This window comes from Amycolatopsis regifaucium (assembly GCF_001613935.1).
In the GTDB taxonomy this organism is placed as follows: Bacteria; Actinomycetota; Actinomycetes; order Mycobacteriales; family Pseudonocardiaceae; genus Amycolatopsis; species Amycolatopsis regifaucium.
In genome coordinates this window covers 339,665-356,347 of record NZ_LQCI01000009.1, presented here as the reverse complement: position 1 = coordinate 356,347, position 16,683 = coordinate 339,665, and the positions used below count along the sequence as shown (strand labels likewise).

The 16,683-nt window shown below is 67.2% G+C and carries 9 protein-coding genes and 1 pseudogene; 7 read left to right on the top strand and 3 right to left on the bottom strand.

The window, feature by feature from the left end:
- Positions 1-65: 65 nt before the first annotated feature.
- The 4 genes from AVL48_RS11520 to AVL48_RS11505 all read left to right on the top strand — a co-directional run bounded on the left by AVL48_RS11520 (position 66) and on the right by AVL48_RS11505 (position 8,506).
- Positions 66-2,597, top strand: a complete 2,532-nt coding sequence (locus AVL48_RS11520; RefSeq protein WP_061982488.1) for an alpha-L-arabinofuranosidase C-terminal domain-containing protein — start codon at positions 66-68, stop codon at positions 2,595-2,597.
- Between the two features lie 2 nt (positions 2,598-2,599).
- Positions 2,600-4,078 carry a family 43 glycosylhydrolase gene (locus AVL48_RS11515; protein WP_244162566.1) on the top strand — a complete coding sequence of 493 codons (1,479 nt, stop codon included), beginning with the start codon at positions 2,600-2,602 and terminating at the stop codon, positions 4,076-4,078.
- Between the two features lie 22 nt (positions 4,079-4,100).
- Entirely contained in the window at positions 4,101-7,850 is a 3,750-nt protein-coding gene (locus AVL48_RS11510; RefSeq protein ID WP_061982490.1) for a glycoside hydrolase family 2 TIM barrel-domain containing protein, read from the top strand.
- Positions 7,851-8,101: 251 nt separating this feature from the next.
- Positions 8,102-8,506, top strand: coding sequence for a hypothetical protein (locus AVL48_RS11505; RefSeq protein ID WP_061982491.1), 405 nt, complete (start codon positions 8,102-8,104; stop codon positions 8,504-8,506).
- Here AVL48_RS11505 and AVL48_RS11500 read toward each other — a convergent pair.
- Complete coding sequence (locus tag AVL48_RS11500) at positions 8,484-9,041, bottom strand: hypothetical protein (RefSeq protein ID WP_061982492.1); 558 nt, start codon at positions 9,039-9,041, stop codon at positions 8,484-8,486. The two genes, AVL48_RS11505 and AVL48_RS11500, sit on opposite strands and share 23 nt — an antisense overlap.
- Before the next feature lie 114 nt (positions 9,042-9,155).
- Positions 9,156-9,647, bottom strand: a pseudogene (locus AVL48_RS11495) (DsbA family oxidoreductase); the annotation flags it as partial.
- Positions 9,648-9,870: 223 nt separating this feature from the next.
- On the opposite strand from AVL48_RS11495, the gene AVL48_RS11490 reads away from it, so the two are divergent.
- Entirely contained in the window at positions 9,871-10,251 is a 381-nt protein-coding gene (locus tag AVL48_RS11490; protein WP_061982493.1) for a winged helix-turn-helix transcriptional regulator, read from the top strand.
- Between the two features lie 104 nt (positions 10,252-10,355).
- Complete coding sequence (locus AVL48_RS11485; RefSeq protein WP_061982494.1) at positions 10,356-11,720, top strand: MFS transporter; 1,365 nt, start codon at positions 10,356-10,358, stop codon at positions 11,718-11,720.
- 354 nt (positions 11,721-12,074) lie between these two features.
- Here AVL48_RS11485 and AVL48_RS11475 read toward each other — a convergent pair whose 3' ends face one another.
- Positions 12,075-13,499 (bottom strand): FAD-dependent monooxygenase, encoded by a 1,425-nt coding sequence (locus AVL48_RS11475; RefSeq protein ID WP_061982496.1) that lies wholly within the window; start codon positions 13,497-13,499, stop codon positions 12,075-12,077.
- A gap of 266 nt (positions 13,500-13,765) precedes the next feature.
- On the opposite strand from AVL48_RS11475, the gene AVL48_RS11470 reads away from it, so the two are divergent.
- Positions 13,766-16,603, top strand: coding sequence for a glycoside hydrolase family 48 protein (locus tag AVL48_RS11470; protein ID WP_244162565.1), 2,838 nt, complete (start codon positions 13,766-13,768; stop codon positions 16,601-16,603).
- Positions 16,604-16,683 lie beyond the last annotated feature (80 nt).

Genomic DNA, 16,683 nt, shown 5'->3' with positions numbered 1-16,683 from the left:
TTGGGTCGTTCCAACGACCCAAATCACCCACGAGCCTCCCTCGCAATGTCGCGAAAGGAAGTGCTGTGCGCAGCAGATCCGCCCGGCTCAGTGTGCTGACCCTGACCATCGCCGCCGGTGTCCTCGTGCCCGTTCAACCCGCTTCGGGCCAGGCACAGACCGATTACACGCTCGCCGTCGACGCGGCGGGCCGCGGTGCCACGATCGACCGTTCGATGTACGGCGTCTTCTTCGAGGACATCAACCGTGCCGCGGACGGCGGTCTGTACGCGGAACTCGTCCAGAACCGGTCCTTCGAGTACGACAAGGCCGACAACGCCTCGTACACCCCACTGACGTCCTGGGCGCCGACGTCGTTCGGCGGGGGGACCGGTACGGCGCAGGTCGCCGACGACGCCCAGCGGCTCAACGAACGGAACCGGCGCTACCTGCGGCTCGACCTTTCCAGTGGTGAGTACGGCGTCGCGAACTCCGGCTACAACTCGGGGATCCGCGTCGAAAGGGGCAAGCAGTACGACTTCTCGGTGTTCGCCCGGACCGATCGGGTGGCGGGCACGCCGCTCACGGTGGCGGTCACCGACCCCGCCGGGAAGGCACTCGCCGATCCGCTGCGGGTCCAGGTGCGTGGCGACGGCTGGGTCAAGTACACCGGCACGATCCGGGCGCGCGAGTCGAGCGCGGTCGGCAGGCTCGCGCTGACCGCGTCCGGCGGCGGGACCCTGCGACTCGACATGCTGTCGCTGTTCCCCAAGGACACCTACAAGAACCGGCCCAACGGGATGCGGGCCGACCTGGCAGAGAAGATCGCCGCGCTGAAGCCCGGTTTCGTCCGGTTTCCCGGCGGCTGCCTGATCAACACCGGCAGCCATCAGGGTTACGAGGCGCCGAACTGGGAGCGGAAGCGCTCGTACCAGTGGAAGGACACGATCGGACCGGTCGAGCAGCGGGCCACGAACGCGAACTTCTGGGGCTACAACCAGTCCTATGGCATCGGCTACTACGAATACTTCCAGTTCTCCGAGGACATCGGCGCGATGCCGCTGCCGGTGGTACCCGCGCTGGTCACCGGCTGCGGGCATAACCGGGCCACCGACGATCCGGCGTTGCTTCAGCGGCACATCCAGGACACGCTCGACCTGATCGAATTCGCGAACGGACCGGTCACCTCGACCTGGGGCCGGAAACGGGTCGAGATGGGGCATCCGGCGCCGTTCAACCTGACGCATCTCGGCGTCGGCAACGAAGAGAACCTGCCGGACGAGTTCTTCGCCCGGTTCACGGAATTCCGCAAGGCGATCGCGGCGAAGCACCCGGGTATCACGGTGATCAGCAACTCCGGCCCGGACGACACAGGCAGCACGTTCGACAGGCTGTGGCAGCTGAACCGCGACGCCAAGGTCGCGATGGTCGACGAGCACTACTACAACAGTCCACAGTGGTTCCTGCAGAACAACCAGCGTTATGACATCTACGACCGCAACGGTCCCAAGGTGTTCCTCGGCGAGTACGCGTCGCTGGACAACAAGTTCGGCAACGCGCTGGCCGAGGCGGCGTACATGACCGGGCTGGAGCGGAACGCCGACGTCGTCAAGCTCGCGTCGTACGCGCCCCTGCTGGCGAACACCGACTACGTGCAGTGGAAACCGGACATGATCTGGTTCGACAATCAGCGCTCGTGGGGATCGGCCGGCTACGAGACGCAGAAGCTGTTCATGACCAACGCCGGTGATCACGTGGTGCCGAGCAAGGCCTCGTCGACGCCGTCGACGGTGGCCCCGATCTCGGGTGCGATCGGGCTGTCGACCTGGGCCACGAGCGCGGCCTACGACGACGTCAAGGTCACGTCGGCCGATGGGGCGCAGCTGTTCTCCGACGACTTCTCCGGTGACGATTCACGCTGGTCGAAGGTGGCCGGACGCGGTTCGTGGTCGGTGTCGAACGGCGCGTACGTCCAGTCCGATCAGGCCGCGGAGAACACGCTGGTGACCGCGGGTGATCCGGCATGGAGCAATTACGACTTCTCGGTGAAGGCGACCAAGACCGCGGGGAGGGAAGGGTTCCTCGTCGCGTTCGGGGTCAAGGACACCGGCAACAACTACTGGTGGAACCTCGGCGGCTGGAACAACACCGTCTCCGCCGTCGAGAAGGCCGAAGGCGGCGCCAAGCAGACGCTGGTCCAGAACGACACCAAGATCGAGACCGGTCGTCAGTACGACCTGCGCGTCGAGGTCCGCGGTCGTCAGGTGACGCTGTTCCTCGACGGGCGGAAGTGGGCTTCCTTCATCGACGACAAGGTCGCCGAACCGTTCCGGCAGGTCGTCACCCGCGACCTCAAGACCGGCGAACTCGTGGTCAAGGTGGTCAACGCGCAGAACGCGGCCGCCCGCACCCGGGTCGACCTCGGCACTCGCGTCCAGCCTGGTTCCACCGCTCGCGTCACGACGCTGCAGGGTTCGCCCGACGACGTCAACACCGCCTTCGCCACGCCGATCGCGCCGCGCGAATCGCGGTTCACCGGGGTGGCGAACACCTTCGGCTACACCTTCCCGCCGAACTCCGTGACCTTCCTGCGCTTCCCGGCCCGGGTGAGGGGATGACCATGACGATCGACCGACGTGACCTGTTCAGAGCGGGCGGCGGGCTGCTGGCCGCCACCGCCGTGGGGACGCTGGCGCCGAACACCGCCACCGCCGCCGAAGCCACTGCCGACGCGACTGCCGTTCCGGCCCAGTTGACCACCAGGAACCCGCTGGTCGAGCAACGGGCCGACCCGTTCATCACCCGGCCGGTGAACGGAATGTACTACCTGACCGGTTCGGTGCCCGAGTACGACCGCGTCGTCGTGCGTGGGGCGGCCACGATCGACGGCCTGGCCACCGCCAAGGAGAAGACGGTCTGGCGTCGGCCCTCCTCCGGGAAGATGGGCGGGCACATCTGGGCGCCCGAACTGCATCGCATCGACGGCCGCTGGTACATCTACTTCGCCGCCGGAGACTCGGACAACGTGTTCCGCATCCGGACCTACGTCTTGGAGTCCACTTCGGACGATCCGCGCGCGGACACGTGGGTGCCGCGCGGGCAGATGGTGACCAAATGGGACACCTTCACCCTGGACTCGACGACGTTCGAGCACCGCGGCAAGCGGTACTTCGCCTGGGCGCAAAGCGAACCCGGCATCGAGACCAACAGCAACCTCTACCTCGCCGAGATGGCCTCGCCGCTGGCGCTCAAGGGCGACCCGGTGCGGCTCGCCGTGCCGACGCTGCCGTGGGAGATCCAAGGTTTCAAGGTCAACGAGGGTCCGGCTGTGATCATCCGCAATGGACGTGTCTTCATGACCTACTCGGCGAGCGCCACCGACGCCCGGTACCGCATGGGCCTCCTCACCGCGGACGAGCGTTCGGATCTGCTCGATCCGAGATCGTGGACGAAGTCGCCGCAGCCGGTGTTCACCACCAACGAGGCGACGCGGCAGTACGGGCCCGGGCACAACTCGTTCACCGTCGCGGAGGACGGCCGGACCGACGTGCTCGTCTACCACGCCCGCGACTATCGCGACATCACCGGTGATCCGCTGTACGATCCGAACCGGCACACGCGCGTCCAGCGGCTGTACTGGAACAACGACGGGACCCCGAGTTTCGGCGTCCCCGTCGGCAAGGGCGGACCGTGTCTCCGGCTGTCCCCTTTGGACGCTCCCGCGTCGTACGTGCGGCATTACGAATACCGGCTGACGGTCGACGGCGACGTCCGGGAACTCGCCGACTCGCAGTTCCGGATCGTGGCGGGCTTCCGCGGCGCCGGGACGATGGCGCTGCAGTCGGTGAACTTCCCGGACCGGTACGTCCGGGTCGTCGACGGCGCGACCGTGCGGATCGATCCGTACGACGAAAGCGACGCGTACGGCCGTGCGGCGAGCTTCACCCGGGTGCCAGGCCTGGCGGACGCGCAAGCGGTGTCGTTCCGGCTGCTCGACGACTCCGCCACCTATTTGGCCCACGACAATGGAAGGATCTTGCCCTTCCGTCCCGGGGCCAGGGTACGAGATCGTCAACGGGTCAGCTACCGGCTCAGCTGAACTGTCTGGGAGGTTGAACGCAGTGCTGCGAACACGCCCCATCGTCGCGGTCCTGGCGATGCTCGCCGGGACCCTGGTCGCGGCCGGCTCAGCGGCCTCGGCCGAAGGCCGGCCCGACGACGTCTATACCTATCTCGAAGATCCCCGGAAGGTGTCCGAAGGACAGGAACCAGCCCACGCCGACCTGCGTCCCTACGCGGACGTTTCCGCCGCCGCCCGCCGTGACGAACGCGGCCCGTACACGATGTCGCTCGACGGCAAATGGCGGATCGCGATGGCGGATAACCCGGCGCGGGTACCGGCTGGATTCCACGAAGACGGCTATGACGCGTCACGCTGGCGCGCAGTGTCCGTGCCGCACACGTGGCAGACCGACGGCCTGGACCACCCGATCTTCCGTAACATCGCCACCGAGATCCAGCCGGACGATCCACCACGCGTCCCGCGTGACGTCAACCCGACCGGCGCGTACGTCCGGGACTTCCCGCTGCCCGCGGATTGGACCCAGCGCAGGACCTTCCTGCGCTTCGAGGGCGTCACTTCGGCGTACTTCGTCTGGGTCAACGGGAAGTACATGGGCTACGACCAAGGCGGGTACACGCCGGCGGAGTTCGACATCTCGTCGGCGTTGCGGCCGGGGCCGAACCGGATCGCCGTGCAGGTGCACCGCTGGAGCGCGGGCGCCTATCTGGAGGACGTCGACCAATGGCGGTACTCGGGCATCTTCCGCTCGGTGACCCTGCGCTCGACGCCGGGCACCTTCATCCAGGACGTCGGCCTGACCACCGATCTCGACGCGACCTACACCGACGCCACGCTGAAGGCCGCGGTCGAGGTCGCCACGAAGCCCGGTGGAACGACGGGCAAGCACCGTGTCGGCCTGAGCCTGCGCGACGCGGCAGGCAGGGAAGTCGGCAAGACCAGCGGGGACGTCGATCCCGGCGGGAAGACCGCGCTCAGCCTGCCGGTGCGCGACCCGGCGAAGTGGACCGACGAGACGCCGAACCTGTACACGGCCGTCCTCACGCTGACCGCCCCCGATGGCCGGGTCACGCACATCACCAGTGAGGCCGTCGGGTTCCGGGAGATCGAGGCCCGCGACAAACAGTTGCTGGTCAATGGGAAACGCTTACTGTTCAAGGGCGTCAACCGCGCGGAGACCGATCCCGACCATGGCAGGCATGTGCCGCGCCGGGCACAGGAACGCGATGTCGCGCTGATGAAGCAGCTCAACATCAACGCGGTCCGCACCTCGCACTACCCGTCGGATCCGTACTTCTACGAGCTGGCCGACCGGCACGGGATCTGGGTCGACGACGAGATCGACATCGAGACCCACAACCACGAGAACTGCGCGAAGTACTGCCAGGCGAACGATCCGGCCTGGCGGGACGCGTTCTTCGACCGGATGATCGGCATGGTCGAACGCGACAAGAACCACCCGAGCGTTTTCCTCTGGGACACCGGGAACGAGGCGGGGCTCGGCGCCCACCACTTCGCGCTGGCCGAATGGCTCGACGCGAACGAGCCGACCCGGCCGATCTACCACCAGTCCAACAATCCGGACGGCGACGCGCCTTTCGCCGATGTCTGGGGGCCGCGTTATCCGTCCCCGGAGAAGTTCGCCGAACAGGCGAAGAACACCACGAAGCCGCTGATCTTCGGCGAGTACGCCCACGCGATGGGGAACAGCCTCGGTAATTTCAGGGAGTTCTGGGACACCATCCGCGCGAATCCGCAGACTCAGGGCGGGTTCATCTGGGACTGGGCGGAACAGAACATCCGGCAGCCGATCCGGCTCACCCCGGACTCGTCCGGCAACGACATCTCGGCGCACCTCACCGGAAAGACTGAGCTGGTCGAGGGACATCGCGGCAAGGCGCTGGCACTGTCCGGATTGGACGATTTCGTCGAGGTCTACCGCGACCGGAAGCTCGACATCACCGGCAAGGCGCTGACGCTCGACGCGTGGGTGAAGCCGGGCGAATGGACCGGCGACTTCCGCATCCTCGGCAAGGGCGACCACCAGTACGCCCTCAAGATGAAGACGCGGGAGACCCTGGAGTTCTTCATCCACAGTGGAACGTGGCAGGCCGTCCAGGCCAAGGTGCCCGCGGACTTCTACGGCAACTGGCACCGCGTGAGCGGCACCTACGACGGCACGGCACTGCGGTTGTACCTCGACGGCAAGGAGATCGCGAACAAACCGTTCACCGGCGCGATCGACACCTCGTCGGCCGAGGTCAACATCGGCCGTGATTTCGAAACGTCGTGGAACGACCCGTCTTCGATCGGCTGGATGGGACGCGGCGCCGTCGACGACGTCCGCATCTACGACAAGCCGCTCACCGCGGCGGAGTTGTCCGGTGCCACCCCGGTCGGTGGAGCGGTACTGGCGCTCGACTTCGACAGCGTCACCGAACGGGGAAGCCACCTCTCCTACGGATCGAGTCTGTCCGGTGTGGACGGTCTGATCGGTTCGGACCGCTCGGTGCAGCCGGAGACCGCGCAGATGGCGTGGGCACATCAGCCGATCCGGTTCGCCTACGAGGGCGGCACGCTGGCGGTGACCAACGAGCGGCAGTTCAAGAGCACCGACGAACTGAACCTGCGGTGGCGGATCCAGGAGGGTTCCCGGATCGTCGCTCAGGGCGAGCGGCCGTTGCGCGTCGGTGCGGCGTCGACGGGGAAGATCTCCCTGCCGGTACCGGCGAACCCGGCCGATCGGGAGCGGTTCCTCACCGTCGAGGCGGTGACCACCCAGGCGGAGCCGATGCTCGCGCGAGGACACATTCTGGCGCACGACCAGTTTTCCTTGGGCGGAAAGCGGATTCCGGGTCTGGACCGCTCGCCGTTCGACGGGGAGTCCGTCGAGGTCGTCGAGGACACGGGTTCGGTGACGGCGTCCGCGGCCGGCGTCACGTACAAGGTGGACAAGGCCACGGGAACGTTGTCGTCGATCCGGCACCAGGGCAAGGAACTCCTGAGCGGCGGGCCGAAGCTCGACGTGTGGCGGGCGCCGATCAGCAACGAGACCTTCGCCTGGGGCCGGGCCGAAGGCGAGGATTGGCGCAAGGCCGGGCTGGATCGGCTGAACACCACGGTCACGGGTGTCCGGGTGGAGAAGGACGGCTCGCGGAGGGTGCGGGTGATCGTGGACAGCCGGGTCGCCGCGCCGGACGTCGGCGGGGCCTGGTTCGACCAGACGATGACCTACACCGTCGACAAGTCCGGGACGCTGAGCCTCGGTGACAAGGTGGTGCCGCAGGGGAGTGTCCGTACCTTGCCGTACCTGCCCCGGATCGGTGTCTCGCTGGCCGTGCCGGATTCCTACGATCGGTTCGCCTGGTACGGGCGGAAGGCCGAGAGCTACGTCGACCGCAAGGACGGGACGCCGATCGGCGTGCAGTCGACCACGGTGGACCAGCAGTACGTCGACTACCACCGGCCGCAGGACCACGGCAACCACACCGACAGCCGGTGGGCGCTGCTCACCGACGGCCGCACCGGTGGCCTGCTGGTCGGGGGCGCGAAGGACGTCAGCGTGACGCCGTTCGACGACCTCGACCGGGCGGCGTACCCGTTCCAGCTGCGGCGCAACAAGGGCTGGTTCACGCTGCACGCGAGTCACGCGGTGACCGGGGTCGGGGACACGCCCAATCCGGTCCGCGAGCGTAGCCAAGTCCAGCAGGACAGCACCTACGAGTACACGCTGTCGCTCCGTCCGCTGACCTCGCAGGAAGCGCGAGCGGGACTCCCGAGCGGCGGTTGATCATGGGGGCTCGTGAGTGGTATTGCCGGCTCTAGGCAAGGGTGTTCCCAGTACATGATGGCCCCCTTCCTTGCGCTAGGCGCAAGGAAGGGGGCCATCATGTACTTCACGGGGGCAAGACCGCTGGTGACGAGTAGGTACCTAAAAGAGGGTTCGCTCTGACCGTCAATACCACTCACGAGTTACTCGGGCGCTGCTGTCCTCGCGCTGTCGCTAGGCTTGGTCTTCGACTGCGAGGGAGGACTGAGTTCATGGCGGAATGGGCCGATCTGGTCGCGTTCGTACGGCACGAATACCGGGTCATTCGGGATGATCCGGACGAAATCCGGATCCGGTTGTCCTACGGCGACGACGACTACGAAGAGCGGGCCCAGACCGTGGTCATCGCGCGGGAGATCTTCGACCGCCGTGAGGACTGGGTGCAGATCGCGACGCCGTTCGCGCGCGTCGACGAGGTCGACCTGGCGACCGTGCTGACCGAGATCGGCAACACGATCGTCGTCGGCGGCCTGGTGGTCATGGGGGAGCACCTGGTGCTGCGCCATTCCCTGCCGTTGGTGAACCTCGACATCAACGAGTTCACCGACCCGCTCGAACTCGTCGCGGGTTCGGCGGAGTTGCTCGAACAGCAGTTCACCGGCCGCGACGACTACTGAGCCGGCGCGTGACCTCCTCGAAGGAGGTCACGCGTTCGCATTCGTCCTCGGCGAGCTTGTCGATCGCCGCCCGGTAGCGCTGTGCTTGGGCCGTGCTGGGCAGCTCGCCGTCGAGAAGAACCGGCAGTCCGAGTTCGAAGCCGCAGCGGGCCCGCACTCCGTAGCGGTGCCGGGTGCGGGCGACGGCCGTGGCGACGCGGAGCCCGTGTTCGGTGCCCCGCGGCGTCGCGGGCCTGTCGATCTCCACAGCCGCGAACCGGAAACCGTTGGCCTGATCGCATTTCTGGCAATCGGTGGGACCGGCGCCGAGTTCGTTGCCACATTCTGGGCATCGCAACCGGCCGAGGGCGGCGTCGACCACTCGCCAGGCGAAGTCCGAGGTATCGGCGACGACCGTTTCGGCGAGCTCGGTCTCCTCGCGCGTTCCGGCGGCGACGCCGTATTCGGTGAGGAACCGCCGCCAGCATTCCTCGATACTCGCCTCGACGGCGGCCAGGGCCTCAGCAGGGCGGCCGCCACGGGGAAGAGCGGTCATGATCGGGAGTTTAAACCGGGTCCCGTGGCCCTATCGCGATCGGTGTGCCTTTTCCAGCGCGGAAAGAAACGTGACCGGGGACTGCGCACCGGAAACGCCATAAGCGCCGTTCAGCACGAAGAACGGCACGCCGTTGACGCCGAGCCTGCGCGCTTCGGCGAAATCCGCGTCGACCTCGCCCGCGAGCTTCGTGCCCTGCAGCACCTCGCGTGCCTCGTCCTCGGGGACGCCGACTTCGGTGCCGAGCCGGACCAGCGTGTCGAGATCGTCGACGATCTCGCCGTCACAGAGGTGCGCCTTGAGGAGCCGTTCGTGCATCCGATCGCCGAGCCCGTGCTGGTCGGCCAGGTGGTTCAGGCGGTGGGCGTCGAGTGTGTTGACCGACACGGCGTTGCCGAGGTCGTAGGTGAGCCCCTCCGCGGCGGCGAGTTCGGTGACCTGCCGCGTCATCGCCTCGACCTGTTCCGGCGGCGCGCCCGTCTTCTTGGCGAGCATGTCCCGCACCGGTTCGCGGTGGCCCTTGGGGTGCGAGGAGTCGAGCTGGAAGCTGTGCCAGCGCACCTCGACGTCGTCGGCGTGCGCGAACTCGCCGAGCGCGGTCTCCATCCGGCGTTTGCCGAGGTAGCACCACGGACAGACGACGTCGGACCAGACGTCGATGTACATCACCACGAGCACACCCCGTCCATACAGGTCGGCGCGTCTTCGGAAAGCGCGCTTTCGGGTGCTTCGTGTTCGGCAGGCGCAGTCATGACCACTTCCTCGGTTACTTCTTGTTCGTAACCGCAACTTACGCCAGTATGGGCCGCGACGGTAAGGAGGCACTTCAATGTCAGCTACGCACATCGATGTGCCCATGCCCGTGCCCGCCGACCACGACTGCCCGACCCGCGAGATCCTCGATCTGATCGGGGACAAGTGGAGCGTGCTCATCGTGGTCCTCCTGGGCAAGCGGACCCTCCGGTTCGGCGAGCTGCACCGCGGGATCGAAGGAATCAGCCAGCGGATGCTGACGCTGACACTGCGCGCTCTGGTCCGGGACGGGCTGGTGACGCGGACGCCGTACACGACGGTGCCGCCGCGAGTCGACTACTCGCTCACCGAACTCGGCCGGACGCTGCTGGTCCCCTTGAGCGCGCTGGACGCTTGGGCGCACGCGCACCGGGACGACATCCGCGCGGCCCGGGAGCGACACGATTCGCCCGGCTGACTCCCTCTCGCCAGCCCTGCGTTTCGTCCTCTGAATGCGGTGGTCCGGTGTGCGAACTACCGCATTCAGAGGACGAAATGCTCAAGGGGGGACGGGGTGGCCGCGTGAACTCCAAGTGGGGAGGACTCACCGCCCTGCTCGCGGGGTTCTTCGTGCTCCTGCTCGATACGACGATCGTGGCCGTGGCGAGCCCGAGCATCCAAGCCGACCTCGGCGGGGACGTCGCCGGGCTGTTCTGGGTGACGGCCGGATACCTGCTGGCGTTCTCGGTCCCGCTGCTCGTCGCCGGACGGCTCGGTGACCTCTTCGATCCGAAGCGCGTCTACCTCGTCGGCATGGGCGGTTTCGCCGTCGCGTCGGGGTTGTGTGGTCTTGCGCCGTCGATCGGCTGGCTCATCGCGTTCCGGGTCCTGCAAGGCTTGGCGGCCGCCGCGATGGCTCCTCAGCCGCTCACGCTGATTCGACGGCTGTTCGCCGAAGACGAGCGCGGGCGCGCCTTCGGCATCTGGGGTTCCGTCGCCGCCGCTGCCACCCTGCTCGGGCCCATCCTGGGCGGGCTGCTGACGGCGAGCCTGGATTGGCGCTGGATCTTCTGGGTCAACGTGCCCCTCTGCGGTATCGCCGTCGTCGTGGGTATTCGCCTGATTCCCGGTAGCCGGGGCGGAACCACGGGTTTCGATCTCCTCGGTGCCGCGTTGAGCACAGCGGGTCTGAGCCTTCTCGTATGGGCCCTGCTGTCCTGGGGCACTCTTTCGGTGCCCGCGACCGTCATCGCCGTGATCCTGCTCGTTTGCTTTTACCGCCGCGAACGCCGTGAAGGCGCGCAGGCATTGGCGCCGTTGCATCTCTATCGCTCGTCCGGCTACTTGACGGCGAGTCTCGCGATGGCGTCTCTTGGTGCGGCAGTCCTCGCGATGGCACTGCCGACCATGCTCTACATCCAAGACGTACGCGGGTTCGGACCGATCGAGGCCGCCGTGGTCATGTCGCCGGACGCTCTGGTGGCGATCCTGATGTCGCCATCGGCGGGCCGCTGGGTCGACCGGGTGGGAGGGCGGCTGCCGGCGATACTCGGCATGAGCCTGCTCACGGCGAGTCTCTTGCTCATCGGTCTCGTGGTCATGCTGAATCTGAGTCCCTGGTGGATCCTGCCCGGCGCCGCGATGCTGGGTGCGGCCAACGCCCTGGCGTGGTCGCCGTTGTCCGCCATCGCGATGGCATCGGTGGACTCGGACGCCGCCGGTGGCGCCTCGGGGTTGTTCAACACCGTGCGACAGGTGGGTGCGGTCGCGGGAGTGGCGGTGACCGGCGCGGTTCTCGCAGGCCTCGACGGAAGCCCCAAGCTGGCTTTCGGTGTCGTTTTCTTGTTCATCGGCTTGGTCGCCGCGGGCGGGGCCGTCGCGGCGGCTCGGTTGCCGATGGGTTCGGTCGCCGATCAGAACCGGACGAGTGAAGGGGAGCGGGTATGACCGACGATGTGGCCGGTCAAGTGATCAAGGCCAAGCGGGAGCGGATCCGATGTCTCCTCGACGTGGATCGCGGCACCTTCGACCGCTTGCACGCCGCGGCGTACCGGTTGTGCAACCCGACCGGCACCGTGTGGACGAAGGCCGNNCGCGGCACGACGCCTGGCACACCGACGTCTACACCGATGCCGACAGCACCTGGCGTTGCGTCTGGTCGCAAGCCACCGGCATCATGGACCTTCCGTCGGCCGCACCCTGACCCGCCGACTCGCGGCCGGGAGGGTGACCGAACGTGACGGGTGTGTGGAAATAGGGACATTCAACGTCCCTATTTCCACACACGCTGCGCCCGGATGCTCAGGTAGCGGGTGCGCCGAACCAACGAGTCAGGTGCTCGTTCAGGTCCTGCTGCTCCTCGCCGATCCAGCCGATGTGGCCGTCGGGCCGGAGCAGCAGAGCCGGTGCGTCCACCGCCGCGGTGGGGTCCGTGAGGAGGTCGACCCGGTCCGACCAGCCTTCGACGGTCAGCCGTTCGGTTCGGTCGAGGACCAGGCCGCGGCCCTGATGCAGCCGGTCGTAGAGGCGGCCCTGTTTCAGGTCGAGGTCGCGCAGGCGGCGGCCGAGCAGGTCGGGTCCGGCGCCGAAGTCGTAGCGGAGGCCGATCGCGGTGATCTTCTCGATCAGCTGCCGGTTCACCTCGTCGAAGTCCATCAGTTCGGTGAGCAGTCTGCGCACCGCCCGCGGGCCCGGCCCGGGGGACTGCAGCTCCACTTGGGCGCGGGTGTTGTCCAGTACGTCCGCGGCGACCGGATGACGTTCGGCCTGATAGGTGTCCAGCAGGGTTTCCGGTGCCCACCCGCGGATCTGCGCGGCCAGTTTCCAGCCGAGGTTGATCGCGTCCTGAATGCCGAGGTTCAGGCCCTGGCCGCCGATGGGCGGGTGGATGTGCGCCGAATCGCCGGCCAGTAGCACCCTTCCCACCCGATATCGTTCCGCTTGCCGGGTGGCGTCTCCGAAACGGGACAACCAGCGCGGGGAGTGTACGCCGAAATCGGTGCCGACGACGGTGCGTAACTGCTGTTTGAAATCCTCGAGGGTGGGTGGTTCCGAGCGGTCGCTGACTCCCGCGGCGGGGACCAGGACGCTATAGACCCCTTCGCCGAAGTGCCTGAGCCAGAATCTCCTAGTGGGCTCGGGGAGGCCGGCCATCGTGGCGGCGATCTCCTCCGGTGGCACCCCCACTTTCATCTCGCCCATCAGCGCGTCGTTCCGTGAAGGCTCACCGGGGAAGCCGACACCGAGCAGTTTGCGCACTGTGCTGCGCGCGCCGTCGCAGCCGATGAGGTAGCGCGTACGCAGCAGTTCCCCGTCGGACAGCTCGACGGTCACGCCGTCGTCGTCCTGCTCGAAACCGGTCGCCGCGCGACCACGCCTGATCTCCGCGCCCAGTTCGCTCGCGTGCTCTTCGAGCAGCCGCACGATGACCGGCTGCTGGATGCCCAGCAGATAGGCGTGTGCGGAATCCAGGCCCTCGGGCGCGGGTTTGTCGATGGCGGCGAAGAAACCGCCTGCCGGCCGTTGCCGGCCGTGTTCGCGGAGGCGATCGAGCAGCCCGCGCATGGCCATCAGCTCGAGACTGCGGATATGCAGACCGACTATCCGGACGAACGACGCCGGCTCGGTCTCCTTCTCCACCACGAGTACCCGCACATCGTGCAGCCGCAGTTCAGCGGCCAGTATCGCACCGGTCGGCCCGCACCCGGCAATGATCACATCGAACATGAACCACCCATCTGTTCATTCCGTCCCGCTCGGCAGGCGGCTCATCGTGCGGCAACCGGGATCTTGCCGCAAGCGATATAACCTCTCGATCATCCACAAAGGACTGAAGACTCCGTTCGGCGGAGCGTGTCTTCCCAGAACGTAACGGTCCGGCTACCCTACATGGGAGCGCTCCCAGTCGCCCGTCCGGCCAGAGGAGAGGATTTATGAGATCCAGAAGAGCCTTACCCGCTTTATCCCTGACGGTGTTACTCTCGGCCGCCCTGATGACCGCGGCTCAGCCTGCGACGGCGGCCGTGTCGTGCACGGCCGAGTACGGCGTCACCAACGAGTGGTCGACGGGTTTCGGCGCCGCCGTGACCATCCGGAACCCGGGCACCGAACCGATCAACGGCTGGGAGTTGACCTGGACCTACGCCGACGGTCAGCGGATCACCCAGCTCTGGAACGGGGTCCACACGCAGACCGGAGCCGCGGTCTCGGTGCGCAACGTGGACTGGAACAGGACCATCCCCGTCGGCGGGTCGGCCCAGTTCGGGTTCAACGGCAGCAAAAGCGGCGCGAACCGGGCGCCAGTGGACTTCGCCGTCAACGGGGTCGCGTGCACCGGCGCCAACCGGGCGCCGACGGTGGCCCTGACCAGCCCGGCGAACAACTCCAGCCATCCCGTGTCGACCGTCGTCCCGCTGGCCGCGGAGGCGAGTGACGCCGACGGCACGATCGGCAAGGTCGAGTTCTACGCCGGTACCGAACTGATCGGCACCGACACGTCGGCCCCGTTCCAGCTCGGCTGGACCCCGGCCGCGGCGGGCCAGTATTCCGTCGCTGCCAAGGCTTATGACGACAAGGGCGCGTCCACGGTGTCCGCACCGATCGCGGTCCGGGTCCTCGCGGCCCCGACGATCGTCGCGACCCCGGCGACGGTCTCGGTCAGACAGGGCACGTCGGCCACGGTGGACGTGACGTTGGCGAGTGCGCCGTCGGCGACCGTCCCGGTCACGATCACCAGGACGTCGGGCAGTACGGATCTGGCGGCGTCACCGACGCAGCTGAGTTTCACGCCCGCGAACTGGAACGTCGCGCAAAAGGTCACGATCTCCTCGGCCGCCAATGGGGGAGCGCTCGCCACGGCGACGTTCTCCGCCGCCGCGGCCGGCTACGACGCGGCCACCGTCACGGCGAGCGAACTCGATCCGGCGACGCCGGCGTTCAAATCCGCGTTCCTGACGCAGTACAACAAGATCAAGGACCCGGCGAGCGGCTACTTCCGGCGGTTCGGCGACCTGCTGGTGCCCTACCACTCGGTGGAGACCCTGCTGGTCGAAGCCCCGGACCACGGTCACGAGACGACGTCCGAGGCGTTCAGCTACTACCTGTGGCTCGAAGCCGCGTACGGCCAGATCCAGGGTGACTGGGCGCCGTTCAACGCGGCGTGGGCGTCGCTGGAGAAGTACATCATCCCGGCGCACGCCGATCAGCCGACGAACGACAAGTACAACGCGGGCAAGCCCGCGACGTACGCGCCCGAGCATCCCCGGATGGACCGGTATCCGTCCGTGCTCGATTCCGGCGTTCCGGTCGGTTCCGACCCGATCGCCGCGGAATTGGAGGCGGCCTACGGCACCGACGACATCTACGGGATGCACTGGCTGCTCGACGTCGACAACACCTACGGCTTCGGCCGCTGTGGTGACGGGAGCACGGCACCCGCGTACATCAACACCTATCAGCGCGGTTCGTCGGAATCGGTGTGGGAGACGATCCCGCAGCCGTCCTGCGACACTTTCGCCCACGGCGGTCCGAACGGGTATCTCGATCTGTTCACCAAGGACTCGTCGTACGCCAAGCAGTGGAAGTACACCAACGCGCCGGACGCCGACGCGCGGGCCGTCCAGGTCGCATACCTCGCCCAGAAGTGGGCGACGGCGCAGGGCAAGGGCGCGCAGATCGACGCGGTCGTGAAGAAGGCGTCGAAGATGGGCGACTATCTGCGGTACGCCATGTTCGACAAGTACTTCAAGAAGATCGGCGGCTGCACGAGCCCGAGCTGCCCGGCCGGGACGGGGAAGGACAGCGCGCACTACCTGATGTCCTGGTACTACGCCTGGGGCGGCGCGACCGACACCTCGGCGGGCTGGGCTTGGCGGATCGGCGACGGAGCGAACCACCAGGGCTACCAGAACCCGCTCGCGGCGTACGCGTTGGCGAACGATCCGGCGCTGAAACCGCGGTCGGCGACAGGTGCCGCGGACTGGGCGAAGAGCCTGGACCGGCAACTCGAGGTCCTGCAGTGGTTGCAGGCGAACGAGGGCGGGATCGCCGGCGGCGTGACGAACAGCTGGGAGGGCCAGTACGGCGCACCGCCCGCGGGGACGCCGACGTTCTACGGCATGTTCTACGACGCCCACCCGGTCTGGCGTGATCCGCCGAGCAACCGCTGGTTCGGCTTCCAGGTGTGGAACCTGGAACGGGTCGCATCGCTGTACCAGCTGACCGGCGACGCCAGGGCGAAGAAGATCCTGGACAAATGGGTGCCGTGGGCGATCGCCAACACCACCACCGGCGCGGACTTCCGCATCCCGGCCGATCTCGAATGGACCGGCGCGCCGGACACGTGGAACCCGGCGAACCCCGGCGGTAACACGGGCCTGCACGTCCGCGTGCTCAACCACAGCCAGGACGTCGGAGTGGCGGCCGCGTACGCCAAGGTTCTGCTGAACTACGCGGCCAAATCCGGCAATGCCGCGGCGAAGAGCACCGGCGAGGCCCTGCTGAACGGGATGCTGGCGCACACCGACCCGCTCGGGATCGGCACCCCGGAGACCCGCGTCGACTACAACCGATTCGATGACGCCTACAACGCGACCACGGGAGAAGGGACTTACGTGCCTCCGGGCTGGACCGGCAAGATGCCCAACGGGGACGCCATCGGCGCGGACAGCACGTTCCTGTCGATCCGGTCCTTCTTCGAAGACGATCCGCAATGGCCCAAGGTCCGGTCCTATCTGGACGGTGGAGCGGCGCCGTCGTTCACCTTCCACAGGTTCTGGGCACAGGCCGAGATAGCCACGGCGTTTTCCCTGCACGTCCAACTCTTCGGCTGACCAGGAGGACATCGGTGAAACATGGCGTTCACGCACACTGAAGTGCATGATCGCCGCGTTGGTCGGGCTCGCCCGCTTGA

What these genes read in the sequence shown, in the direction of transcription:
- AVL48_RS11505 (WP_061982491.1), top strand. Translation starts at nt 8,102, where the DNA reads ATGGCGGAATGGGCCGATCTGGTCGCGTTCGTACGGCACGAATACCGG.
- AVL48_RS11470 (WP_244162565.1), top strand. Translation starts at nt 13,766, where the DNA reads ATGACCGCGGCTCAGCCTGCGACGGCGGCCGTGTCGTGCACGGCCGAG.
- AVL48_RS11500 (WP_061982492.1), bottom strand. Translation starts at nt 9,041, where the DNA reads ATGACCGCTCTTCCCCGTGGCGGCCGCCCTGCTGAGGCCCTGGCCGCC.
- AVL48_RS11475 (WP_061982496.1), bottom strand. Translation starts at nt 13,499, where the DNA reads ATGTTCGATGTGATCATTGCCGGGTGCGGGCCGACCGGTGCGATACTG.
- AVL48_RS11490 (WP_061982493.1), top strand. Translation starts at nt 9,871, where the DNA reads ATGTCAGCTACGCACATCGATGTGCCCATGCCCGTGCCCGCCGACCAC.
- AVL48_RS11515 (WP_244162566.1), top strand. Translation starts at nt 2,600, where the DNA reads ATGACGATCGACCGACGTGACCTGTTCAGAGCGGGCGGCGGGCTGCTG.